The organism is Gallaecimonas xiamenensis 3-C-1, from assembly GCF_000299915.1.
Lineage (GTDB): Bacteria > Pseudomonadota > Gammaproteobacteria > Enterobacterales > Gallaecimonadaceae > Gallaecimonas > Gallaecimonas xiamenensis.
In genome coordinates this window covers 110915-133237 of sequence record NZ_AMRI01000003.1, presented here as the reverse complement: position 1 = coordinate 133237, position 22323 = coordinate 110915, and the positions used below count along the sequence as shown (strand labels likewise).

Annotated in this window: 23 protein-coding genes; 6 read left to right on the top strand and 17 right to left on the bottom strand. The window is 61.2% G+C overall.

Annotated features, from left to right (window positions below; translation table 11 throughout):
- Positions 1 to 47: 47 nt before the first annotated feature.
- Entirely contained in the window at positions 48 to 449 is a 402-nt protein-coding gene (locus tag B3C1_RS02945) for an NINE protein (protein ID WP_008482799.1), read from the top strand.
- A 36-nt stretch (positions 450 to 485) separates the two neighbouring features.
- On the opposite strand, the gene B3C1_RS02940 is transcribed toward B3C1_RS02945, so the two are convergent.
- Positions 486 to 1481 (bottom strand): NADP-dependent oxidoreductase, encoded by a 996-nt coding sequence (locus B3C1_RS02940; protein ID WP_008482798.1) that lies wholly within the window; start codon positions 1479 to 1481, stop codon positions 486 to 488.
- A gap of 100 nt (positions 1482 to 1581) precedes the next feature.
- Here B3C1_RS02940 and B3C1_RS02935 point away from each other — a divergent pair, with 100 nt between their 5' ends.
- Positions 1582 to 2475, top strand: a complete 894-nt coding sequence (locus B3C1_RS02935) for a LysR family transcriptional regulator (RefSeq protein WP_008482797.1) — start codon at positions 1582 to 1584, stop codon at positions 2473 to 2475.
- A 24-nt stretch (positions 2476 to 2499) separates the two neighbouring features.
- On the opposite strand, the gene speD is transcribed toward B3C1_RS02935, so the two are convergent.
- A complete protein-coding gene (gene speD, locus B3C1_RS02930) occupies positions 2500 to 3309 on the bottom strand; it encodes an adenosylmethionine decarboxylase (RefSeq protein WP_008482796.1) in 810 nt (269 codons plus the stop codon).
- 239 nt (positions 3310 to 3548) lie between these two features.
- Entirely contained in the window at positions 3549 to 3956 is a 408-nt protein-coding gene (locus B3C1_RS02925) for an OsmC family protein (RefSeq protein ID WP_008482794.1), read from the bottom strand.
- 149 nt (positions 3957 to 4105) lie between these two features.
- Here B3C1_RS02925 and crp point away from each other — a divergent pair, with 149 nt between their 5' ends.
- Entirely contained in the window at positions 4106 to 4741 is a 636-nt protein-coding gene (gene crp, locus B3C1_RS02920) for a cAMP-activated global transcriptional regulator CRP (RefSeq protein WP_008482792.1), read from the top strand.
- Here crp and B3C1_RS02915 read toward each other — a convergent pair.
- The 4 genes from B3C1_RS02915 to B3C1_RS02900 are packed head-to-tail and all read right to left on the bottom strand — an operon-like array spanning position 4726 to position 10380.
- The gene (locus tag B3C1_RS02915; RefSeq protein ID WP_008482791.1) at positions 4726 to 6609 is read right to left on the bottom strand and encodes a tRNA(Met) cytidine acetyltransferase TmcA domain-containing protein; all 1884 of its coding nucleotides are present in this window, start codon (positions 6607 to 6609) and stop codon (positions 4726 to 4728) included. The two genes, crp and B3C1_RS02915, sit on opposite strands and share 16 nt — an antisense overlap.
- A complete protein-coding gene (locus tag B3C1_RS02910; RefSeq protein WP_008482790.1) occupies positions 6606 to 8546 on the bottom strand; it encodes a transglutaminase TgpA family protein in 1941 nt (646 codons plus the stop codon). The genes B3C1_RS02915 and B3C1_RS02910 overlap by 4 nt, the downstream gene beginning before the upstream one ends.
- On the bottom strand, positions 8543 to 9478 hold the full coding sequence (locus tag B3C1_RS02905) for a DUF58 domain-containing protein (RefSeq protein WP_008482789.1): 936 nt from the start codon (positions 9476 to 9478) through the stop codon (positions 8543 to 8545). The genes B3C1_RS02910 and B3C1_RS02905 overlap by 4 nt, the downstream gene beginning before the upstream one ends.
- On the bottom strand, positions 9475 to 10380 hold the full coding sequence (locus B3C1_RS02900) for an AAA family ATPase (protein WP_008482788.1): 906 nt from the start codon (positions 10378 to 10380) through the stop codon (positions 9475 to 9477). The genes B3C1_RS02905 and B3C1_RS02900 overlap by 4 nt, the downstream gene beginning before the upstream one ends.
- A 164-nt stretch (positions 10381 to 10544) precedes the next feature.
- On the opposite strand from B3C1_RS02900, the gene B3C1_RS02895 reads away from it, so the two are divergent.
- Complete coding sequence (locus B3C1_RS02895; protein WP_008482787.1) at positions 10545 to 11285, top strand: substrate-binding periplasmic protein; 741 nt, start codon at positions 10545 to 10547, stop codon at positions 11283 to 11285.
- A 43-nt stretch (positions 11286 to 11328) separates the two neighbouring features.
- On the opposite strand, the gene B3C1_RS02890 is transcribed toward B3C1_RS02895, so the two are convergent.
- The 4 genes from B3C1_RS02890 to B3C1_RS02875 form a co-directional block, all read right to left on the bottom strand.
- On the bottom strand, positions 11329 to 12150 hold the full coding sequence (locus B3C1_RS02890; RefSeq protein WP_008482786.1) for a DUF1338 domain-containing protein: 822 nt from the start codon (positions 12148 to 12150) through the stop codon (positions 11329 to 11331).
- Between the two features lie 54 nt (positions 12151 to 12204).
- Entirely contained in the window at positions 12205 to 13665 is a 1461-nt protein-coding gene (gene astD / locus B3C1_RS02885) for a succinylglutamate-semialdehyde dehydrogenase (RefSeq protein WP_008482785.1), read from the bottom strand.
- A gap of 3 nt (positions 13666 to 13668) precedes the next feature.
- Entirely contained in the window at positions 13669 to 14694 is a 1026-nt protein-coding gene (gene astA, locus B3C1_RS02880; RefSeq protein ID WP_008482784.1) for an arginine N-succinyltransferase, read from the bottom strand.
- Between the two features lie 63 nt (positions 14695 to 14757).
- Positions 14758 to 15975, bottom strand: a complete 1218-nt coding sequence (locus B3C1_RS02875) for an aspartate aminotransferase family protein (protein WP_008482783.1) — start codon at positions 15973 to 15975, stop codon at positions 14758 to 14760.
- 287 nt (positions 15976 to 16262) lie between these two features.
- Between B3C1_RS02875 and B3C1_RS02870 the strand changes: the two genes are divergently transcribed.
- Positions 16263 to 16643, top strand: a complete 381-nt coding sequence (locus tag B3C1_RS02870; protein ID WP_008482782.1) for a DoxX family protein — start codon at positions 16263 to 16265, stop codon at positions 16641 to 16643.
- Here the strand turns inward: B3C1_RS02870 and B3C1_RS02865 are convergent.
- Together B3C1_RS02865 and B3C1_RS02860 are read right to left on the bottom strand one after the other, a co-directional pair.
- Positions 16640 to 17203, bottom strand: a complete 564-nt coding sequence (locus B3C1_RS02865) for an anthranilate synthase component II (RefSeq protein WP_008482780.1) — start codon at positions 17201 to 17203, stop codon at positions 16640 to 16642. The genes B3C1_RS02870 and B3C1_RS02865 overlap by 4 nt on opposite strands.
- A gap of 194 nt (positions 17204 to 17397) precedes the next feature.
- Complete coding sequence (locus B3C1_RS02860; protein ID WP_008482778.1) at positions 17398 to 17892, bottom strand: Lrp/AsnC family transcriptional regulator; 495 nt, start codon at positions 17890 to 17892, stop codon at positions 17398 to 17400.
- A gap of 94 nt (positions 17893 to 17986) precedes the next feature.
- Between B3C1_RS02860 and B3C1_RS02855 the strand changes: the two genes are divergently transcribed.
- Entirely contained in the window at positions 17987 to 19156 is a 1170-nt protein-coding gene (locus tag B3C1_RS02855; protein WP_008482776.1) for an MFS transporter, read from the top strand.
- A gap of 85 nt (positions 19157 to 19241) precedes the next feature.
- On the opposite strand, the gene B3C1_RS02850 is transcribed toward B3C1_RS02855, so the two are convergent.
- The 4 genes from B3C1_RS02850 to trpS form a co-directional block, all read right to left on the bottom strand.
- A complete protein-coding gene (locus B3C1_RS02850) occupies positions 19242 to 20039 on the bottom strand; it encodes a DUF4198 domain-containing protein (protein ID WP_008482775.1) in 798 nt (265 codons plus the stop codon).
- Between the two features lies 1 nt (position 20040).
- Positions 20041 to 20541, bottom strand: coding sequence for a DUF2271 domain-containing protein (locus B3C1_RS02845; RefSeq protein ID WP_008482774.1), 501 nt, complete (start codon positions 20539 to 20541; stop codon positions 20041 to 20043).
- Positions 20542 to 20550: 9 nt separating this feature from the next.
- The gene (locus B3C1_RS02840) at positions 20551 to 21180 is read right to left on the bottom strand and encodes a PepSY-associated TM helix domain-containing protein (protein WP_008482773.1); all 630 of its coding nucleotides are present in this window, start codon (positions 21178 to 21180) and stop codon (positions 20551 to 20553) included.
- Between the two features lie 134 nt (positions 21181 to 21314).
- Complete coding sequence (gene trpS, locus B3C1_RS02835) at positions 21315 to 22319, bottom strand: tryptophan--tRNA ligase (protein ID WP_008482772.1); 1005 nt, start codon at positions 22317 to 22319, stop codon at positions 21315 to 21317.
- Between the last annotated feature and the right edge of the window lie 4 nt (positions 22320 to 22323).

Below are 22323 nucleotides of genomic sequence, written 5' to 3'. Positions count from 1 at the left end.
CAGCTTCTGCTGGCACTTATTAATAAAAGGTAAAAAGGAGTCATTGGATGCAACCTGCTGACACTCATTCCAAGGTTTTCGGCTACTTGCTGTGGTTGTTCGGTTTCACCGGATCACACCGTTTTTACTACGGAAAACCCATTACCGGCACCATTTGGTTCTTCACCTTTGGGCTGTTCCTTGTCGGCTGGATCATCGACCTGTTCCTGATCCCGGCCATGGACCGGGAAGCGGACCAGCGCTTCACCCCTGGGCCCATCGACTACAACATCGCCTGGCTGTTCCTGACCTTCCTGGGGATCTTCGGTATCCACCGCTTTTACCAGGGAAAAATCATCACCGGCATCCTCTATCTGCTGACGGTGGGCCTGTTTGGCATCGGGCTGCTCTACGATTTTTGGACCCTCAACGACCAGATCTCCATGAAGAACGCCCAGTACCGGCGCTGACCAACAAAAATCCCGGCCAAAGGCCGGGATTTTTCACTAAAGGGCCACCATCAACTTGCCCTGGTTGCCGCCGTTCACCAGCAGCGGCAGCCCCTCCATTGCCGCATCCAGGCCTTCAAGCACGTGGGCCCGATACTGTAGCTTGCCACTTTGCACATAGGGCAGCAGGGTGGCGATAAGTTCGGGGATCTCATGCCAGTGGTCCGGCATGGTAAAGCCCTGGATGGTCAGCCTTTTCTTGATGATGTTGAGCCAGCTGGGGCCCGGCGCCGGGGTGTCGCTGAGGTAATCGGCAATCAGGCCGCAGACGATGATGCGGCCATGGGCGTTCATCCGGCCAAAGATATGCTGCTGGATGGGGCCACCGGTGTTTTCAAAGAAGAGATCCACGCCGTTTGGCGTCAGTTCTGCCAACTTGGCCGCCAGATCGTCGGTCTTGTAGTTGATGGCGCCGTCAAAGCCCAGGGTATCAACAACCCATTGGGCCTTGTCTTCACTGCCCACCACCCCTATGACCCTCAGCCCCTCGGCCTTGGCCAGCTGCCCCACCAGGGAGCCCACCGAGCCGGCGGCGCCGGTGACCACCAGGGTTTCACCGGCCTTGGGCTTGCCCAGGCGCAGCAGACCCTGAGTGGCGGTCAGTCCCGGCAGGGCCAGCACGCTCAGCACCATTTCGGCCGGCAGGGCGGCGTCTATCTTGGTGATACCGGCACCGCTGCTAAGGGCATATTGGGTCCAGCCGAACATGCCCATCACCCGCTCACCCACGGCAAAGTCCGGGTGCCGGGAGGCTACCACCTCACCGACCCCGGAAGAGCGCATCACCTCACCCAGGGCCACAGGCGGTATGTAGCTTTCGGTGTCGGCGGACATCCAGCCGATCATGGCCGGGTCCAATGACATGTGGCTTTGGCGCACCAGCAACTGGCCTTCGGCTGGTTCAGGGATGGGCAGGCTGACTTTTTCAAAGAGGCTGGCATCCAGCGCCTTTTCGGGGCGGCGAACCAGTTTGACGGCGTGATAATGGGACATGGGGCCTCCGGGCAACTAGCAGTTACCGGATTATTCCCCATCGATAATGGGATAGTTACCCCCTAAAATAGGAATAAGTTTTGCCATTAAAGCAATAAACATGGATCAACTGCGGGCTATCCGCTATTTCATCGCCGTGGCCGAAAGCGGCAGCTTTACCGAGGCCTCCCGGCTGCTGCGGGTCCCTTCATCTTCATTGTCGCGGCGGGTCAGCGATCTGGAGCGGCAGCTGGGGGCGGCCCTGCTGGAGCGCTCCACCCGCCTGGTAAGGCTGACCGAAGTGGGGGAGCGTTACTACAGGGACACCAAGGAGATACTGGCCCGCCTGGCCCAGAGCGACGAGGCAGTAGGCCAGTACCACGCCAGGCCGGTGGGGGTGCTGCGCATCAGCTGCCAGACCGACTTTGGCCAGCAATGCCTGCTGCCGCTGCTGGACGACTTCCAGCAGGCCTTTCCCCATATCACCCTGGACATCACCCTCAGCGATGACCTGGTGGACTTGGGCCCGGACGGGGTGGATATCGCCATTCGCGGCGGCACCGCCCCGGAAAAGCGCCTGGTGGCGGTGCGCCTAAGGGACAACAATTTTATCCCGGTGGCCTCCCCCGACTACCTGGACCGCCAGGGCCGCCCGGCCCGGCCCCAGGACTTGGCCGGCCACCAGGCCCTTATCTACCGTACCCCCATGGGGCCTGTACCCTGGATGGGGGAAGAAGCAGGCCAATGGCAGCGGCTTAGCCCCCAGGTGGCGGCGGTGAGCAACGACGGTGCCTGGCTTATCGGCCAGGCCCTGGCCAGCAGGGGTATCTTGATGCTGCCGCGCTGGGCGGTGGAGAAGGAGTTGGCCCAGGGCAGTTTGGAGGCGCTGGCGCTGAAGGTGTCCATAAGCCCGGGCAGCCAGTTGGGGGTTTATCTGTTGTACCAGCACAGCCGCTATTACATTCCCAAGATCCGCGAGGCGGTAGACTTTCTGGTGGCCCGGCTCAAGGCATGAAAAAAGGCCCCGAAGGGCCTTTTCTTATTTTACGTCCGGCAGGTTGCGGGCGTAGTAGATCTCCTGCATCTCTTTCCAGAGCTTCTCGGTGATCTCTTCGACTTCGGTCCCGGTCAGGTCTTTTTTGGTGACCCCGAACAGGTAATGGTCCAGATCGTATTCCTTGAGCATCATCTTGGTGTGGAAGATGTTCTCTTGGTACATGTTCACATCCAGCATCTGGAACATGTCCTTGGTGTCTTCGGACAGGAAGTTCTGGATGGAGTTGATCTCGTGGTCGATGTAGTGCTTGGTGCCACGTACGTCGCGGGTAAAGCCGCGCACCCGGTAGTCGACGGTGACAATGTCGGACTCCAGGGTGTGGATCAGGTAATTAAGCGCCTTGAGGGGCGAAATCACACCACAGGTAGACACTTCGATATCGGCACGGAAAGTACAGATGCCGTCATCGGGGTGCACTTCCGGATAGGTGTGTACACAGATATGGGATTTGTTGAGGTGGGCAACCACGGAGTCACTGGACAGCGGGCCCGGCTTCTCGGAGGTGTCGACCTTCTGGGAGTCCTTGAGCGGCTCTTCGGACACCAGGATGGTGACGGAAGCGCCTTGGGGATCATAGTCCTGGCGGGCCACATTCAGGATGTTGGCACCGATGATGTCGCAGACTTCGGTCAGGATGTCGGTCAGACGATCCGCGTTGTACTGCTCGTCAATGTACTCAATGTACTCTTGGCGCTGCTGTTCTGTCTTGGCATAGCAAATGTCGTACAGACAGAAACTCAGGCTCTTGGTCAAATTGTTGAAGCCGTGCAGCTTGAGCTTGGACTCTTCCACTTATCGGTATCCTCACCTACCTGGCCGCCATGCGACCTGTTTTAACACTGGCCCCACCCCAATTGGTGGACCTCACACTTTGCCGCCATGCGGCTTGCTAAGTCGTGCCGACCTGCATGTCGAGGCGCTAGAGCATTGAAGCGCCTTGATATGCATTCGCCTGTGCAAAAAACAACAACGCCGCAACCGGCCCCACCGGGAGGCTGGTCGCGGTATAACGTCGGCGGTCCGACGCCAGGTTACGGGAGTTCGACGATACGGAAGCTGTGGCGCACTGTCGCCGCCTGCTCCAGCATCTTCGACACCGAACAGTATTTTTCCATGGACAGGTTCACGGCCCGCTCTACATGCTTGGCCTGGACTTGCCTGCCCGTTACCACGAAGACCAGTTCAATGTCGGTAAAGACCTTGGGGTAGTCCTCGGCGCGCTGGCCTTGGATCTCCACTTCCACCGACTGTACGTCCTGGCGGGCCTTTTCGAGGATGGACACCACGTCCACCGAACTGCAGCCACCCACCGCCAGCAGGATCATCTCCATGGGGCTGGGGGCCGTCCCCGGGTTGTCGCCGTCCATCACCAGGGCGTGGCCGCTCTCGGTGGTGCCGACGAAGCGCATGCCGTCGAGCCATTTGACCTTAGCGTGCATGGCTTTCCCTTATGGGGTCTTCAAGGTGGCGGCAACGATACCACAACAACCGGCCTTTTAAAGGATCATTTTGTACTTGATGCTCCGAGGGGACCCTGCCAAAGTGTGATAACGTCCAAAAATTCAATGGGTAGAAGCGAGGAAAAACCATGGCAATCCTTGGTCGCGTACCAAACGATCCCGTGCTGGAAAGGTTTCTCTCCCACTGCCACGTCAAACAATACGGCGCCAAAGCGCCGATCATTCACCAAGGTGAGAAAGCCGACACCCTTTATTACGTGGTGAAAGGCTCAGTGGTGGTTTTGATTAAGGATGACGAGGGCAAGGAGATGATCCTGTCCTACCTTAATCAGGGGGATTTCTTCGGGGAACTGGGGCTTTTTGAGGACGATCCGGTGCGTACCGCCTGGATCCGCACCAAAAGCCAGTGTCAGATAGCCGAGATGAGCTATCAGAAGTTCCGTCAAACCATCCAGCAGGACCCTGAGATATTGCTGCGCCTCAGTGCCCAGATGGCCAAGCGGATCCGCTCTACCAGCCGTAAGGTAGGGGATCTGGCCTTCCTGGATGTGGCTGGCCGCATTGCCCAGACTCTGCTGAACCTGGCCAAGCAGCCCGACGCCATGACCCACCCCGACGGCATGCAGATCAAAATAACCCGTCAGGAGATCGGCCAGATCGTCGGCTGTTCCCGCGAAACCGTGGGCCGGGTATTGAAGATGCTCGAAGAGCAGGAACTGATCCACGCCCGTGGCAAGACCATAGTGGTCTACGGTACCCGCTGAGCAACCAGGGCCCGCAGTTCGGCCAGCACCGCCTTACGCGGGCCCTGCACTTCCCCGGTCAGCCAAGCCAGTAACGGCGCCGGGCAGTTCCCATCACTGGCCCAGCCCCAGGCCAGCTTCCAAAGTGCCAACCGCACCGCCTCCAGGCCCGCCGCCCCCTTGGTAAAGCGCGCCAAGTCACTCTTGTCCCAATCGCTAAGCTCTGGGCTCACCGCCCCCTGATAAAGGCCGTTTATCAGCCCGGCCGGCAGCCCCTGCTGCCAAGGCAGGGTTTCCCAGAAGCGTTGGCTGCCCTGCTCCAGCAGCGCCGCACCGGCCCTGTCCAGGGCCTTGCCCATCATCACCGACGCCAGGCCAGAGGCGGCGTCCAGGCTGTGGCCAAGGCGCAGCGGCCGCCAGCCGGCGCGGCGCCAAAAGCGCAGTAGGGCCGGATCGGCGGCGTAGCTCACCACCAGCAGGTTGCCCTGCCCCTGCCTTTCCAGCTCTTCAAGGAGCCAGCTGCCAAGGCCTTGCCCCTGCTGGCTGACGGCGATGCGCATCACCCGCTGGGCCCGAAGACAGGGCGCCGCCTGCAACCCCAAGTGGCTGGCCAAAGATTGCAGCACCAAGTGCCCCTTGGGGCGGCGCTGCCCCAGGTACACGGCCTGGGCCAGCGCCGGGTCCAGGCCCCCTTCCGCCACCAGGGCCAGCACCCCCACCACCTTGTCCTGGCAAGTAGCCAGGGCGAAGGTCACCGCCGGGTCACTGAGCCAATGCTGGATATCTCCGGGGGCCGTCTGGTAATGGGCGCTCACCAAGAGCCCCAGGGTGGCCCGCAGCCAATGGGGCCTTGCCACCAGTTGCGCCGCGTCCAGCCAGTGCAGGGCCAGGGGCCCGGCCGGGGCTGGGTCTGGCTCGGCGTCCAGCAGCAACAGGGCGTTGACCAGGGCTTCCACCGGGCAGCCCGCTGCCCAGCGCACCGGCGCTTTGAGGTGATATTGGCGACTATCGGGGTACAGGGCCTGGAGCCTTGGCAAAAAGCGCAGGGCAAAGCCCCGACCCGACCCTTCATAGCCGTGCAGGGTGGTGGACAACACCAGCCGCTTGTAGTGGCTGGCCAGGCGGTCAAGCAGCGGAGTGGGTATAGCCGCCGCTTCGTCCACCAGCAGCAGGGCCGCTTCGGGGAGCTTGGCCACCAGGGCGTCCGGGGCCCAAAAATCGATGCGGCCAAGGTCGCTGACCAGGCTCAGGCCGTCGCGGCGGGCGCCGGGCAAGGCCTGCTGGGCGAAGGCAAAAAAAGGCCCAAGGGCCTCGACCCTGGGGGCCGTGACCAGCACCGGGCTGCGGCCAAGCTTGAGGCTCTCGGCCGCCAGCAGCCCCAAGGTGGCGGTTTTACCCCGGCCCCGGTCGGCGGTCAGCACCAAGGGCCGGCCACGGTGGCCGGTCAGCACCCTGAGGCCGGCGTCCAAGGCCTGTGCTTGGTCATCGGTGAGGCCTTGAACTGGATCGGCGCTGGCCCTGGGATGCTGGCGATAGCCTTGCAGGCAGTGAGCCAGCCATTGGCCAAGGGGGGAGCGGGCGGCCAGCTCCTCCAGGGGCGGACTCAACAGTACCAGCAGGCCGCCCCCCACCAGGCAACCGGCCAGGGCACCCAGGGCGTCAAGGGCAATCTCCTGGTGCCAGTCCACCACCAGCAGGTCGGCTTCCTGGCCCAGGTGATGACGAGCCTCCTTGGCCCCCATGCCGTCCGGCCCCAGCCACAGGGGCTGGCGGGCCTCGGCTACCAGGCGGCGGGCCTGGGCGCGGGCCTGTTCCGGCGGGTCGGTCAACAGCAACAGGCGCCGCTGCCAACTGGCCTTGGCCTGCCCTTTGAGATCGATGATGTTCATGGGGCTATTGTCGCGGATCGCGGCAAGGCCCGCACCTGCCTTTTCAAGGCCTTGAGGCGTTCCGGGTCCTGGTCCCCGTAGCGCAGCTGCTGGTAAAGGCCGGTCAGCTGGTTCCACAGGGGCGCCAGCTCCGGCCTATGCTCGGCAACCCGCAAAGCATAGGCTTGAGCCCCCTCCCCCGGCAGCCTCGCCAAGCCCATTTTCTTGCAGCCCTTGAGGTAGAGGCGGGCGGCGGCGGTCATGGCCGGTGCCTGCCGGCGGTTACTCCACCAGTGCAGCAACAAGAGTGCCCCCAACAGTAACCCCCCGAACAGCAACGCCGCCGGCAGCCAGTCGCTGGTGCCAAGCAGCCTGGACAACAGCTGCTCCCGGCGCTGGCCGTCGTAGTTGAGCACCCAACGGCTCCAGCGGTAATCCATCAGTGCCGCCTGGTAACGCAGCCAACGCAGCGCCGGTTGCTGCTTGAGTTGCCAGAACCAGCCGGCATCGCCCCTGAACTGAGGGCTGGCCGCCAGGCTGCTAAAGCCCCTGTCCACCCGCTCTGGGGCCACTTGGGCGGTGGGATCAAAGCGGGTCCAGCCCTGGCCAGGCAGCCAGGCTTCCACCCAGGCATGGGCGTCGTACTGGTAAAGGGCGTAGAAGTTGCCTTCGGGGACAAACTGGCCGCCCTGGTAGCCGGCGACGATACGGGCCGGGATACCGGCAGCGCGCAGCATAAAGGCCATGGCCGAGGCGTAATGGCCGCAAAAGCCCACCTGGGTATCGAACAAGAAGGCGTCTACCGCATTCTCGCCCAGGGGCGGCGGGGTCAGGCTGTAGCGAAAGCCTGTGGCAAAGTGCCGGTTAAGGGCCTGGGCCAGGGCCTTGTCGTCGCCAAAGCGCTGGCGAAAGGACAGGGCCAGGGCGCGGCTGCGGCCGTTGCCGGCAGCGGGCAGCTGGCGGTTCAAAGCCAGCACCCTGGCCTCTTCCCGGCGCTGCGGCCTGTCCTCCAGGCGCAGGGGGAAACGGGCCGTCTGCAACAGGGGTTGGCGGGCCAACACCCGGTTATCACGGGTGACCTGCTGCTCCCTTGACCTGGGCCTGGAACCTTCCAACACCGGCAACCAGCGTTTGGGGCTGGGGGACATCATCAAGGTCCAGTCACGACCGGGCCCGGCCAGCAGGGAGGGGGCATCACGCTCTTCCTGTTGGCGAAAGCGGGCCTGGTGCCAGGCCCTGCCGTCGAAGTCTTCCAAAGTCAAGGCCCGCCAGTAAAGACCGTCGGCGGACGGCCGCCAGGGCAGCTCGGCCCTGAAGGCCAGTTCGGTGGATTGGGCCAGGCTGGCAAAATCGCCGGGGCTCAGGGTATCGGACAGGCCTGTGGTGCCGCTTTTGGCGTCAGGCATCTGCCAAAGGGGCGACAGCCTTGGCAGCAATAAGAACAGCAGCAGGGTCAGGGGCAAGCTCAGCAGCGCCATGCGCCCCATGCGCCGTGCAAGGCCCAGGTTGCCCTTGGGCCCCAGCAGGCTCAGCAGTACCGCCAGTTGCAGAAGGCTGGCCAGCAACAGGTAGAGGGTCATGGCCATGGACTGGTAGCGCACAAAGTCGGTGGCCAGCAGGAAGAGCCCAAACAGCACCAGGGCGTACAGGTCACGGCTGGCGCGAATTTCCAGCACCTTGAGGCTATACCCCAACACCAGCAGCGACACCATGGCCAGGTACACCCCTTTACCCGGAAGGGTCAGGGCCAGAGCCACGGCGCCCCCCAGGGCCAGGGCCACCAGCAGCCAGCGGGGCGGCTGGCCGAAACGGCCAAGGCAGATCCCTGTGCACCAGGCCAGGCAGAAAAGGTTCAGCACCACCAGCACCGGCCCCACCTGGTTCCAGGTGGGCAGCACGGCGCTGAGCTGGGCCAGGATCAGCAGTACCAGGGTGCGCTTGGGCAGATACCACCTCATGGCTTCTCCCCGTAACAGGCCAGGGCTGCCAGGCATTGGTCGCGATGGGCCGGCCCCGCCCCCAAGGGCAATAGCTGGCCCCCCAGGTCCAAGCCGTAGAGGTCCTGGCGACGGCTGGCGTCCAGCACCTGCCAGGCCAGGCGCGACAAGCGCTGCTCCAGGTGGTTGCCGGGCACCTCGGCCAGGCGCAACCAACGGTTGTCCTGTTGGGGACTGGCAAATTCCTTGGACCACATGCCCCGCCCCTGAGCCAGCTGCTTCCAGGCCACCCGCCGCAAGGGTTCACCGGGCTGGTAGCTCTTCAGCCCCTGCCAGTCGCTTTCCCCCCGGCCCGGGTCCTGGCCCTGCCCTTCCTTGTTACTGTCCTGGGCCCCCTTTGGCCAGGGCTCAGGCTTGGGATAGAGCAGCAGTTCCTGGTCCAGGTCCGGGTAGCTCCAGGCCCGAAAAAGCCCCAGGGGGTAACGGCAGGCTACCGTCAGCCGCCCCGGCCTGTAACGGCCCCGCCGCCCAGGTAGCGCCAGCAGAACCAAGCGCTCCAGGCCGGTCACATCCGCCAGCCGCACCGGCCCCTTGCCATAGCGCAGCTCTATGCCCCAGTGGCTTTTGCCGTCCACCTGCACCTGAAGACGCAAGTCATCCCCTGCCACCTGGGGCTTGAGGGCCAGCCGGCTCAGGCTCAGGCCGGCCAGGTTGCGGTGGGTCAGGTACATGCAGGTGGTAAACAGGCTGACCAGGAAAAAGGCCAGCAGCAGCACCAGGTTGTTCTGGTAATTGGTGCCCAGCAGGAAGATGGCCATCACCACCCCCAAAAAGGCGTAACCGAAAGGGGTGGGCAGGATATAGATATTGGCATTGCTGAGCTGACAGTGGCTGGCCGGGGGCTGACGGCGGGCCAGGAAGTGCCCCAGCCAGCGCTGGCGCCAACTGGTCATGACAGTACCGGGTCCACGGCCGCCAGCACCAGGCTGGCATAGGCTTGCTGGCCGCCCTGGGCCACCGGGCTGAGCCGGTGCTCTGCCACAGAGGCGAAAATGGCCTGGATATCCTCCGGCAACACATAGTCCCGCCCCGCCAGCCAGGCCCAGGCTTTGGCTGCCGCCAGCAATGCCTTACCGGCCCGGGGCGACAGGGGCCTTGGCACATCCGGCAGTTCCCTGGACGCCTTGAGCAGAGCCAGCAGGTAGTCCAGCAGATCGTCCGACGCCCGGACCTGGTCCACCTCGGCCTGAAGTTCAGCCAGCCGTTCGGTGTCCAGCAGGGCTTGCAGCTCTTGGTGGGCCCTGGCCTGGCCTTTGAGCAGGGCCTTTTCCGCCTCCTTGGGCGGAAATCCCAGGGCGATGCGCATGGCAAAGCGGTCCAGTTGGGATTCTGGCAGCGGGTAGGTGCCGGCCTGGTCCACCGGGTTTTGGGTGGCGATAACGAAAAAGGGCTGGGGCAGGCCGTAGGTGTGGCCGTCGGTACTGACCTGGCCTTCGGCCATGGCCTCCAGCAGGGCGCTTTGGGTCTTGGGGCTGGCCCTGTTGATCTCGTCTGCCAGCAACACCTGGCTGAACAAAGGCCCGGGCTGGAAGTCAAAATGACCGCTTTCCTGGCGGTAGATGGACACGCCGATAAGATCGGCCGGCAGCATGTCCGAGGTAAACTGCACCCGCTGGTAGCCAAGGCCCAGGGTGGCAGCCAGGGCATGGGACAGGGTGGTTTTACCAGTCCCCGGCAAGTCTTCTATCAGCAGGTGGCCCCGGGACAGCAGGCAGCACAGGGCCAGTTTGACCGGCCCTTCCTTACCCAGCAGTACGGCATTGAGTTGGTGCAGGATATGATTGGCAAGAGACACGCAAGCAACCTCTTATGTTTTTCTTAAGCCTACGACTTTAAAGAAAAAGTACCAAGGCATCTGGACCGGCCCCTTGGCGCAGCATGGTAAATGCACGCCTCGTTTGAGCAGGGGGCCCGCCATCGCCTAAGATAAAGCAGACCAGTGGCTCAAGGAGTACACAAATGAAAACTAAGCTATTTTCCCTGGCATTGCTGATGGCCGCCGGCCTGGCCCAGGCCGATGACGTGCGGCTGCGCGGCCCGGACAGCTACCCCTACACAGCCCCTCCCGGCACCGACAGCCCCGGCTTTTTCGTAGAAGCGGCCCAGGCTATTTTTGCCCAGCACCAGCTGACCGTGGACTACAACGTGGTGCCCTGGAATGCCATGATCGCCGGCGGCGAGAGTGGCCTCTACGACTGCCTGCTGGGCATACACCCTTCTGAGGCCCCTGAACTGAACTTCACCTCGGACCCTTGGGTGGTGATGTCACCGCACCTCTTTGTACGGCCCGCCGATCCCCTCAAGTATGAGGACTTGAGCAGCTTTCAGAACCGCCGGGTCGGCGTGCTGAAGAACTCCCGTATGGAAGCAGCCCTGGCGCCATTGAAAAAGTTCAAACCCAAGCAGCTGGTGCTGGTGCCCGAAGATAAGGGGCTGCCCGAGTTGGTAAGGCGCCTGCGTATCGGTGAGTTGGACGTTATTGCCGCCCCCGAAGCCGAGATGACCCACTATCTGGCAGACAACAACCTCAGCAAACTGGTGCGGGACGTGGGCCGCTTTACCGATCCGGTGCCCCTGTACGTGGCCTGTGGCAACAAGGAAAAGAACGCCGCCTGGTTGGATTGGCTCAACCAAGGGGAGTTGGACCTGATGAAATCAGGCAAATGGCAGGAACTGAAGAAGAAGTATCACCTGCTCTGACAAAAAAGGCCGCGAATGCGGCCTTTTTGATGGGCAAGACCTATCAGGCGTTGCACTGCACCTTGGCGTTGGTGCTTTCAAAAATCTTGTCGGCGCTGGCCGCCACAAAGCCGGTGTAGAGCTTACCGTCAGCCTGGGGATAACGGCGGGCAAACTCGTAGAAGCAGCTGGGGATGGCGAAGTTGCCGTCGGTGAAGCTTACCTCGGCCTTGTCGGCCATGGTGGAAGACTGCTCCAGGCACACTTCGGGGCTGCCCTTGATCTCGCCACCGGAGGTGTTGAGGGTAAAACCGGCATCCTTGAGCGCCTGGTTGACCGATTCGAGGGTCTCGAAGTTGCTCAGGTGGTTGACGGACACGGTGAAGTGGTTGGCGCGGTAGCCGTAGGCCGCCATCCAGGCCGCATACTCGCTTTCGGCCAGCAGGGCTTCGTAATCGCCGTGGGACACCTGCCAGTGGGTACCGGAGTAGAGGAAGTCGTCGGCGCTGACTGCGGCCTCATCCACCTGCTCCACCATCTTGTGCACCAGAGCCTGCAGCGCCGGGCTGCATTTTTCTACCAGCAACTCGGAGATAAACACCTTGGGCTTGGTATCGTCCTGGTGCTCGAAATGCTTGGCGTAGAGCTTCTTGGCTTCGAAGTGGTACTCGCCTTTTTCTTGGTAGCCCAGGGCCAGGAAGTGGGCAGCCAGCTTGTCCAGGCCCACTTTAGCGATGTTGAAGGTACGGAAGGCTACATGGTCGTTGATGATGTCATCACCCTGCTCGGAGCTGGCCAGCAGCTGGTGCACCTTCTTGGCGCTGGGGGTGACCTCCAGGTAGTTCTTCCAGAGGCACTCAAATAGGGTATTGATGTCCTTGTGCATACGAACCTCTTCTCGTAGTAAAGACGGCAGCCCAAAGGCTGCCGTCTGTTGTCATTACAGGCTCAGGCCGGGGGCCAGGCTGGCAGGGGCGCTAACCGCCTCCGCCTCGACGCTGGCCACAGGGTAAGCACAGTAATCGGCTGCATAATAAGCGCTGGGCCTGTGGTTGCCTGAGGCTCCTACGCCACCGAAGGGCGCGGCACCGGAGGCACCGGTAGTCTGCTTATTCCAATTGACGATACCAGCACGAATACGACGGAAAAAATAGTCCCAGTCGTCGCGGCTATCAGACAACAGGCCGGCAGACAGGCCGTAACGGGTGTTGTTGGCCTGCTCGATGGCGGCATCGAAATCGTCGTAGCGGATCAGCTGCACCAGCGGGCCGAAGTATTCTTCATCAGGCAGGTCACTGATTGCCGTGACGTCGATCAAACCCGGGCTCACTCGGCCGGTACCGGTTTGCAGGTGCTTGAGTTCCACCAGCACTTCACCGCCCAGGGCCTTGAGCTTGTCCTGGGCCGCCACCATGCCAAGGGCCGCTTTTTCAGAGATCAGCGGGCCCATAAAGGGCTGCTCTTCATCGAACTGGCCGCCCACCTTGATGGCCTTGACCGCCGTCACCAGGGCATTGACCAGCTCATCGCCCTTGGCACCCTTGGGCACAAAGAGGCGGCGGGCGCAGGTGCAGCGCTGGCCGGTAGAGATATAACCTGATTGCAAAATCTCGTGCACGGCGCCCTTGATATCGGCCACGTCACGCACCAGCAGCGGGTTGTTGCCACCCATTTCCAGGGCCAGGATTTTCTCCGGGCGGCCGCCGAACTGCTTGTGCAGCAGTTGGCCGGTGTTGGACGAGCCGGTGAAGAACAGGCCGTCGATCCCAGCGTGGCCAGCCAGGGCCTTGCCGGTTTCCAGCTCACCTTGCACCAGGTTGATAACCCCAGCCGGCAGGCCGGCCGCTTCCCAAAGCTTGAGGGTATGCTCGGCGGTTTTCGGGGTCAGTTCGGACGGCTTGAACACCACCACGTTACCGGAGATCAGCGCCGGCACCATATGGCCGTTGGGCAGGTGTCCCGGGAAGTTGTAAGGGCCGAACACCGCCACCACGCCGTGGGGCTTGTGGCGGATAAAGGCGCGACCACCGGCCACGTCGTTTTCCACCAGGCCGGTGCGCTCTTCGTAGGCGCGGCTGGAAATGGCAATCTTGCCGATCATGGCCGCCACTTCGGTCTGGGTTTCCCAGAACGGCTTGCCGGTTTCTTCGGCGATGGTGCGGGCCAAGGCTTCTTTGTTGGCCTTAAGCTGCTCGCCAAAGGCGTTGATGATAGCCAGGCGCTCTTCGACGGATTTGTCGGCCCAGGCCACAAAGGCCTGGCGGGCGGCGGCTACGGCGGCGTCCACCTGGGCCGGGCTGGCGCCTCGGCCTTCCCAGGCCAGGCTGCCGTCGGCCGGGTTCAAAGATTGGAAGGCAGGACCTTCACCGGCCAGCCATTGACCATTGATAAACAGGCTCATGGATTACTCCTTCTCGAAAGCGATGGCACGCACCCAGTCCCCGGCCTTGACGCCCAGGGCGTCGGCGGTGGCCCGGTCCAGAACCAGGTCGCCCTTGCGGTGCAGGGCGTTGGCCAGGGTGCAGCGAAAATGCTGGAGGTTGGTGTTGGCGATCATGGTCTTGATGCCGTCGTCGGTGTTGCCGATGGCTACCTGCAGCCGCTCGCTCTCGCGAATGGCCTGGATATGGTCGATGTCGCATTCCACTGTGGGGCCGGCATCGAAGATGTCCACATAGCCGCGCCAGCGAAAACCCTCTGCGGTCAGCAATTTGAGGGCGGGGCGGGTCTTGTCGTGGACTTGGCCAATCACGGCTTGGGCGGCCTTGGGCAGCATATCCACATAGACGGGATGGCGCGGCATCAGCTCGGCAATGAAGGTCTTCTTGCCAAGGCCGGACAAATAGTCGGCCTGGGGGAATTCCATGTCGAAGAAATGCTTTTGCAGCCAGCTCCAGAAAGGCGACTGGCCTTCGGTGTCGGACACGCCGCGCATCTCGGCGATCACCACTTCGGCGAAACGGTCACGAAACTCGGCCAGGAACAAAAAGCGGCACTTGGACAGCAGGCGGCCGTTATGGCCCTGGCGATGGCTTTCGCTCAGAAACAGGGTGCACAGTTCCGACACGCCGCTGTAGTCGTTGCACAGGGTCAGCAGCTGATGTTCCTTGTGGACCCCCAGGGTCGGCGACGAATGCACGGCGCTGCCCAGGTGGTAATGCCAGAAGGCGTCGGACTGGCCAACCCGGGCTTCCAGGGCCGTGGTACCCACCACCTCACCGGTTTCGGTGTCTTCCATGACCAGCAGGTAACCCTGTTCACCACTTTGGCAATCGTCGTCACCCAGAGCAAACGAGGCTTCTGAATAGGCGATTTTGGCCGCCAGCCTTTCTTCATTGACCGGCAGGGAGGTGAAGCCAACGCCGGATTCCTCGGCGATGCGCAGCAGGGCACCCAAATCTCGGCTGGTAATAGGACGAATAACCAGCATAGATGGCTCCTTTGTCTTGTTAAGTCGCGAGTCCGGCCCGCCGGCGGCGGGCCGTCCAGGGGCTTAGGCAGCAGCCACCTTGGCCACGGCGCGCTCGAAGCGGGCCATACCTTCTTTGATGTCAGCTTCGCTGATCACCAGAGAGGGGGCGAAACGGACCACGTCCATCCCGGCAACCAGAACCATCAGTTGTTCGTCGACGGCGGCAGTCAGGAAGTCGCGGGCACGGCCCTGGTATTTGTCGCTGAGCACGGCGCCCAGCAGCATGCCCATGCCGCGCACTTCCTTGAAGACGTCGTACTTGGCGTTGATGGCGGCCAGGTGCTCACGGAACCAGGCTTCACGTTGCTTGACGCCGTCCAGTACCTCGGGGGTGTTGACCACGTCCATTACCGCTTCGGCTACGGCACAGGCCAGGGGGTTGCCGCCGTAGGTGGAGCCGTGGGTGCCCACTTTCAGGCTGGCGGCAATTTTGGCGGTGGTCAGCATGGCACCGATGGGGAAGCCGCCGCCCAGGGACTTGGCAGAGGTGAGGATGTCCGGGGTCACGCCGTATTTCTGGTAGGCGTAGAGGTAGCCGGAACGGCCCATACCGGTTTGCACTTCGTCGAATACCAGCAGGGCATTGTGTTTGTCACAAAGGGCACGAACCCCTTCGATAAAGGCCTGCTCGGCGGGAATGATGCCGCCTTCCCCTTGCATGGGTTCCATGATCACGGCGCAGGTCTTATCGCTGATCAGGGCTTCCAGGCCGGCCAGGTCATTGAAATCCAGGTGGTCGATGGCGCCGGGCTTGGGCCCGAAACCGTCGGAATAGGCGGCCTGGCCACCGACGGTCACGGTGAAGAAGGTGCGGCCGTGGAAGGACTTGTTGAAGGAGATGATCTGGTCTTTGCCTGCACCGAAGTGATCCAGGGCGTAGCGGCGGGCCAGTTTGAAGGCCGCTTCGTTGGCCTCGGCACCGGAGTTGGCGTAGTAGATACGCTCGGCAAAGGTGGCGTCGGTCAGCTTCTTGGCCAGGCGCAGGGCCGGCTCGTTGGTCATGGTATTGGACAGGTGCCAGAGCTTCTCACCCTGCTCTTTGAGGGCGGATACCAGGGCCGGGTGGCAGTGGCCCAGCACGTTAACGGCGATGCCACCGGCAAAGTCCACGTACTCTTTGCCTTCTTGGTCCCAGACCCGGGCACCTTGGCCCCGCACCGGGATAATGGCGGCCGGGTTGTAGTTGGGAACCATCACTTCGTCGAAAGTGGCACGGCTTACTGACATTTGCTCTGACATGGTCATTCTCCAATGAATTTGGGGCGTGCGGGACGGAAAGAGGAATGCGCAAAAGGGGCATGATGCCCGCACGCCAGTTACAGCTAGACGGTGGCCCGATTATTTCAGAAGGTTCGGGGACTGTCTTTCTCGTCTAACCGTTAGATATACAGCCTGGCCGATTGTCGCAAAAAAAATTACTTATCCAAGATAATGAAACATTGGCAAGGCTAATTCGATAACAGTCTGGCAAAGCACCATTTGCAAACCGCTTGACTAGACTGAATAAAAACCGAAGAGGTCCTGTTATGAAACATCCCTTCATTCCCCTATTGGGCCGCATCCTGCTGGCCCTGATCTTCGTGATCTCCGGCTACGGCAAGATCGCCGGCTACAGCGGCACCCAGGCCTACATGGAACAGATGGGGGTTCCAGGCATGCTGCTGCCATTGGTGATTTTGCTGGAGCTGGGGGGCGGCATACTGATAGTGGTGGGCTTTTTCACCCGCTGGCTGGCCCTGCTGTTGGCGCTGTTCTGCGTGGTATCGGCCTTTATGTTCCACAGCAGTGGCGATCAGATGCAGCAGATCATGTTCCTGAAGAACCTGGCCATGGCCGGGGGCTTTTTGCTGCTGATGGCCAATGGCCCTGGCCAATGGAGCCTCGACGCCAAACGGGGCAGCGACTAGCAGGCCAGGAAGTTCGCCAGCAACTGGTGGCCGGCCTGGGTCAAAATGGCTTCGGGGTGGAACTGCACCCCGTGCAGGGGCAGGCTTTGGTGGGCAAAGCCCATCACCAGGCCGTCTTCGGTCCAGGCATTAGCTTTGAGGCAGGCCGGTAGGCTGTCCGCCTCCACCAGCAGCGAATGGTAACGGGTCACCGTCAGGGGATTGGGCAGGCCGGAAAAAAGGCCACTGCCGTCGTGGCGGATGGGGGATGTTTTACCGTGCATCACCTGGGGCGCCCGCACCACCTTAGCCCCTAGCACCTGAGCCATGGCCTGGTGGCCAAGACAGACCCCGAGGATAGGCAGCTTATCCATGAAATGGCTGATGGCGGCCAGGGAAATGCCCGCTTCGTTGGGGGTGCAGGGGCCAGGGGAAACAACCAACCGCGCCGGCGCCATGGCCTCGATATCGGCCAGGCTCAAGGCATCGTTACGCGCCACCTGCACCTCCTGCCCCAGTTCCTGAAAGTACTGCACCAGGTTAAAGGTAAAGGAGTCGTAGTTGTCGATAACCAGTAGCATATCACGCCTAAAACATTGATTTAATTAAATTAAAATATCAAAAATAGAAAACGATACCCGCCATTTTTCTCGCTGCATCGGCCAGTAACACCCCGCACCCGAGCAAGGGGCGCTATTGTCACCGAAGCCCACCGCTAATGAAATAGTCCAAGCAGCCTCGTCTTCTCACCGCCACTAAGCGTGATTGAAGGTCATCAGTCCGGTATTGGGCCGCGTTCGAGAAAGGTAGAAAGCGCGATATAGCTTCGTACCGACCGCACCCCTTCCAAGCGCTGTACCTCCATCAGAAAGGCTTCCAATGATTCTGTGTCGTTGGCACGCACCTTTATCATCACACTCGAGTCGCCGGCGACACTGTGGATCTCCTCCACATCAGGCCTGACGTTGAATGCCAGAAGTTCACGGGTTGCCGCATAGCTACTGGTATCAACTAGAACAAAGGTCAACAAGGTACGGCCTAGCTTGCATCCATCGAGGCGAGCAACGGTGCCGGTGATCACTTCATCCCGTTTGAGTCTTTTCACCCGATCATGAACGGCAGCGGTAGACAAATGCACTGACTGGCTCAGTTCGGCATAACTCTGGGATGCATCCTTTGCCAGCTCCCTTAATATTTTTCGGTCAATGTCATCCAGTTCCACCGGTTTGTGGCGTCTTTGCCGAACCTCATCTCTTTCTTTATCTGACATCAAAACACCTCCTTCACAGCAGAACCTTATTCTGGATAATTCGAAAAATACAGAATTTGGTTAGCTTAAATAAAGTTTCTATTGGAGGTTATTCATGCCCATTGCTCTATTGGCTTTAGCGGTAGGCGCTTTCGGTATCGGCATGACGGAGTTCGTCATCGCCGGCATCCTACCCCAGGTAGCATCGGGATTCGGCATCGACATTCCTCAGGCTGGAATGATGGCTACCGTCTATGCCTTGGGTGTATTTGTGGGAGCCCCCTTGTTAACGGTGCTCGGTTCCAGGGTGCCACGTAAGAAGATGCTCATTGGTCTGGCAACCCTTTTCACCCTTGGCAACATCATCACCGCGATAGCCCCGACCTTGACTATCGCATTAGCCGGGCGGCTATTGACATCCTTCAACCATGGCGCCTTTTTTGGTATCGGCTCTATCATTGCCGCATCTTTAGTGGCCCCCAACCGCCAAGCCAGTGCCATTGCCTTGATGTTTTCAGGGCTTACGCTGGCAAATCTGGTGGGTGTGCCGGTGGGTACCTGGTTGGCTCAGGTAGCAGGCTGGCGGTTGGTTTTTTGGATCATTGCCGGTATCGGCCTACTGACCATACTGGGTGTGCTACTGCTGGTTCCGAATATCAAAAATGGCGAACGATTCTCGGTAAAAACAGAGTTGAGTGCCTTCACCGATCCGCAGGTGCTACTGACCATGGGCATTACGGTGCTTGGCCCTGCAGCCTTCTTCACCTCTATTACATACATTGCTCCCATGATGATGGAGCAGGCTGGCTTTAGTGAAAGTGGCGTCGCCAAACTAATGATCTTGTTCGGTTTGGGCCTGGTGGTGGGTAACAGCATTGGTGGTCGCTTTGCTGACCGGGCGCTGTTTAAAACACTCTACATTTCGCTGGCTGCACAGGCTGCGGTACTGTTCGCGTTTTGGCTTTGGGCCGACAACCCAGTTGTGGCCTCCTTGTCCATCTTCCTGATGGCCGCCTTTGGCTTTTCTACGGTTTCCCCAATTCAGAAATTGGTCATGGACAGGGCCAACAAGGCAGGCGCTCCGACCATGGCGGCCTCAGTCAATATCGGTATGTTCAACCTTGGTAACGCCCTTGGCGCCTGGGCTGGCGGCGCCACCATCGCGGCCGGCTTTGGCCTGGCTTCCCCTAACTGGGCCGGTGCCCTGCTGTCCCTCGGCGCTTTGCTGCTGGCCCTGCTCGCCGGTTGGATAACGAAGCATGAGCGAACGGCCTGCCTGGCATAATCGAGCAACAGGCACGGCACTGGGCCTTAGATAGGCCAGGCTCAGCAGATAAAAAAGGCGCCCTTAGGCGCCTTTTTTATCTGCCTTATTGCAAACCCACTTCGAAGGTCAGGGTCAGGTTGTCACGGCGTTGGTCGGCCTTGACGCCGTCGGCTTGGCTTGCCAGACCGGTTTCCAAAAGGTAGCGGCCGGCAACGGCCGGAGTCAGGGTCAGCTGGCCCTGATCATTGGTAGTGAGGTGCTGGCGGCCCGGCTCGTTGCGGTACAGCTCGCCGCCTCGGGACATAGTCACTTCAAGGCCCTTGGCCGGTTTGCCGTCCAGAGTGAAAGTGAAGGTCACAGGCTCCTTTTCCACCAGGTCGGCCGGATGGGTGCCCAGAGTCACTTCCAGGCCATGACCGGTGGTGGCCAAGGCTGCGTCGCTTGGACCATTGACGGTCACAAAGGCCAGGGACTTGCCGTTGACCATCAACGACCGCACCTCAGTGGCGTCTTTGGGTAGCTGGCCTTTGGCGGCCACCTTGTCCGCGAACAGCCGTTTCTGCTCGCCCTTTTCCTTGTAGAAGGTCATATAACGGGGAGCGCCCGACAGCTCCAGACGGTAGGTACCGTCTTCCTTGAGCAGGGCCTCGGCCAGGGATTGGCGCTTGCCCTGATGCCTTGAGGCGATGTCCCGCGCTTTGCCGTCGGGGCCAAACAGCTTGAGGTTGTTGGCGCTGACCGGCTTGTCCACCACGAAGGTCATGTTACCGGCCGACACTTCCACTTCAATCCAGGTGTTGTTGCTGGACAGGGTGTACTGGCTGGGTTGGACCCAGATGGTATGGGCGCTGGCCGTGGCGCTGACCAGTGCCAGGGAGGCGATCAGGTGACGCAGTTTCATCTCAGTGGCTCCTTGCAGGATAAGAAAGGGTGACAGGCCCCAATTCGGGTTCGGCAGCCAGGGTCAAGGTGAAGGCTTTACCGTCAAAGTGCAGGGGCTGGCTCAGGTGGCTGCGGCCGCCGTGTTCCCGGGCCGCTTCCAGGTGCAGGACATAGTTGCCGTCCGCCAGGGCCTGGCCCTGGTCGTCTTTGCCGTCCCAATGCAGTTGGTAAGTGCCGGGCAGACGGGTGGCCGAGGTGACGGCATCCACCACCTGGCTGTCGCGCCGCCCGACTTTGCGCCAAAAACGGCGCAGATCCTTGAGCCAGTCGTCCTGCTCTCGCCACAGTTCCAGGGTACGTACCGGCTGCTGCCGGGCATCTTCCACCCAGACAGCCACATAGGGCCGCTGGTACTCGGGGCTGTCGATACTGGGTACGGCCAGCTCTATGTCCAGGCTGGGTTGGGCCAGCAGGGGGGCACTCGAGAGCAAGGCCAGGGCGCAAAGGATGGGCTTCACCATAGATCTCCTTCAGGTGTGGGCAGAAAATGCAAAGGCCAGCAGGGTCAGCAGGGCACCGATCAAGGTGGTAAGCAGGCCGGCGGTGCGCCGCGACAATTGGCGCCATAACAGGTAGAAGCCGGTGAGGCTGAACAGGATGCAGATAACCGCCACCGCGTCGATAAGCCAGCGCCAACTGGTGCCGGCATGGCGCCCCTTGTGCAGGTCGTTGGCCAGGCTCAGGTAGCCGGCAAAGTCGTCCACCAGGTAAAAGCGCTGCTCAGCGAGATCCACCTCGGCCAGGGCATAGCCACCGGGGCGCTGCACATCCAATTCCAGGCGCGCCGCCTTGTCGTCAAAACGCACCTTGAGCTGGCCACTGGGAAGGCCCTGGGTCTGCTCCAGCCAAACCTTGAGGCGACTGACCAGTTGCTGGCGGCGGCTCTCGTCGCTGGGCAGCTGTTCGGGAAAAAGGCCGCCAGGCAGTTCTTCGTCCAACTCTCGGTAATGCTGGCCGGCGGCACTCTTCCAGTCGCCGTGGTTGAGGGTCACCCCGGTAAAGGCGAAAAACAGCAAAGCCATCAGCACGGCCATGGAGCTGTAGATATGGACAAGACGAACGTTCTTTAGCAGCCACTGCTGGGATTTGGAAATGCGCATGCCTGGAGTTCCGTAAAACAGGAGCACATCATAACTGAGAAGCATTGTCATTTGCAGCCAGGCGATAGCCGACTACGACCAATGGTAAAGAAAAAGGCGCCAACGGCGCCTTTTTTTGTTCCAAACAAACCGCCTCAGGGGCGTGGCACAAAGCCCAGCACTTCATAGACCTTCTTAAGGGTCTGGGCGGCGCGAGCGCTGGCGTCTTCGGCGCCGGCCTTCATGATGGCATCCAGGGTGGAACGGTCTTCGCGCAGTTCCTTGTAACGGGCCTGCAGCGGTTCGAGGAAGCCCACTACCGCCTCGGCCACGTCCCCTTTGAGGTGCCCGTACATGCGGCCTTCGAACTCGCCTTCCAAGGTCTCTACAGACTTGCCGCTGATGGCGGACAAAATGCCCAGCAGGTTGGAGACACCGGCCTTGTTCTCGCTGTCAAAGCGCACCAAGGGCGGCTCGTCGGAGTCGGTAACGGCACGCTTGATCTTCTTGGTAATGACCTTGGGATCTTCCAAGAGGCCAATGAAGTTGCCCTGGTTGTCGTCGGACTTGGACATCTTCTTAGTGGGGTCCTGCAGGCTCATCACCCGGGCCGCAACCTTGGGAATGAAAGGCTCTGGCACGGTGAAGACGTCGCCGTAGAGGTTGTTGAAGCGGGTGGCCACGTCCCGGGACAGCTCCAGGTGCTGCTTCTGATCCTGGCCCACCGGGATCTGGTTGGCCTGATACAGGAGGATGTCGGCTGCCATCAGTGCCGGGTAGGTAAAGAGGCCGGCGTTGATGTTGTCGGCGAAGCGGGCGGACTTGTCCTTGAACTGGGTCATGCGGGACAGCTCGCCAAACTGGGTGTAACAGTTCAGTACCCAGGCCAGTTGGGCGTGCTCAGGCACGTGGGACTGGACAAAGACACTGGAGCGCTTGGGGTCGATGCCACAGGCCAGGTAAAGGGCCAGGCTGTCGAGGGTAGCTTCATAGAGCTTGCTCGGGTCCTGGCGCACGGTAATGGCATGCAGATCGACGATGCAATAGAGGCAGTCGTAATCGGACTGCATCTGGTCCCATTGCCGCAGGGCCCCCAGATAGTTGCCAAGGGTCAGCTGGCCGGAGGGTTGTGCACCACTCAAGACAATGGGTTTGGACATGACG

Coding starts and splice junctions, on each gene's coding strand:
- B3C1_RS02945 (WP_008482799.1), top strand. CDS start 48: ATGCAACCTGCTGACACTCATTCCAAGGTTTTCGGCTACTTGCTGTGG.
- B3C1_RS02940 (WP_008482798.1), bottom strand. CDS start 1,481: ATGTCCCATTATCACGCCGTCAAACTGGTTCGCCGCCCCGAAAAGGCG.
- B3C1_RS02935 (WP_008482797.1), top strand. CDS start 1,582: ATGGATCAACTGCGGGCTATCCGCTATTTCATCGCCGTGGCCGAAAGC.
- B3C1_RS02925 (WP_008482794.1), bottom strand. CDS start 3,956: ATGCACGCTAAGGTCAAATGGCTCGACGGCATGCGCTTCGTCGGCACC.
- crp (WP_008482792.1), top strand. CDS start 4,106: ATGGCAATCCTTGGTCGCGTACCAAACGATCCCGTGCTGGAAAGGTTT.
- B3C1_RS02915 (WP_008482791.1), bottom strand. CDS start 6,609: ATGAACATCATCGATCTCAAAGGGCAGGCCAAGGCCAGTTGGCAGCGG.
- B3C1_RS02910 (WP_008482790.1), bottom strand. CDS start 8,546: ATGAGGTGGTATCTGCCCAAGCGCACCCTGGTACTGCTGATCCTGGCC.
- B3C1_RS02905 (WP_008482789.1), bottom strand. CDS start 9,478: ATGACCAGTTGGCGCCAGCGCTGGCTGGGGCACTTCCTGGCCCGCCGT.
- B3C1_RS02895 (WP_008482787.1), top strand. CDS start 10,545: ATGAAAACTAAGCTATTTTCCCTGGCATTGCTGATGGCCGCCGGCCTG.
- B3C1_RS02890 (WP_008482786.1), bottom strand. CDS start 12,150: ATGCACAAGGACATCAATACCCTATTTGAGTGCCTCTGGAAGAACTAC.
- astD (WP_008482785.1), bottom strand. CDS start 13,665: ATGAGCCTGTTTATCAATGGTCAATGGCTGGCCGGTGAAGGTCCTGCC.
- astA (WP_008482784.1), bottom strand. CDS start 14,694: ATGCTGGTTATTCGTCCTATTACCAGCCGAGATTTGGGTGCCCTGCTG.
- B3C1_RS02875 (WP_008482783.1), bottom strand. CDS start 15,975: ATGTCAGAGCAAATGTCAGTAAGCCGTGCCACTTTCGACGAAGTGATG.
- B3C1_RS02870 (WP_008482782.1), top strand. CDS start 16,263: ATGAAACATCCCTTCATTCCCCTATTGGGCCGCATCCTGCTGGCCCTG.
- B3C1_RS02865 (WP_008482780.1), bottom strand. CDS start 17,203: ATGCTACTGGTTATCGACAACTACGACTCCTTTACCTTTAACCTGGTG.
- B3C1_RS02860 (WP_008482778.1), bottom strand. CDS start 17,892: ATGTCAGATAAAGAAAGAGATGAGGTTCGGCAAAGACGCCACAAACCG.
- B3C1_RS02855 (WP_008482776.1), top strand. CDS start 17,987: ATGCCCATTGCTCTATTGGCTTTAGCGGTAGGCGCTTTCGGTATCGGC.
- B3C1_RS02850 (WP_008482775.1), bottom strand. CDS start 20,039: ATGAAACTGCGTCACCTGATCGCCTCCCTGGCACTGGTCAGCGCCACG.
- B3C1_RS02845 (WP_008482774.1), bottom strand. CDS start 20,541: ATGGTGAAGCCCATCCTTTGCGCCCTGGCCTTGCTCTCGAGTGCCCCC.
- B3C1_RS02840 (WP_008482773.1), bottom strand. CDS start 21,180: ATGCGCATTTCCAAATCCCAGCAGTGGCTGCTAAAGAACGTTCGTCTT.
- trpS (WP_008482772.1), bottom strand. CDS start 22,319: ATGTCCAAACCCATTGTCTTGAGTGGTGCACAACCCTCCGGCCAGCTG.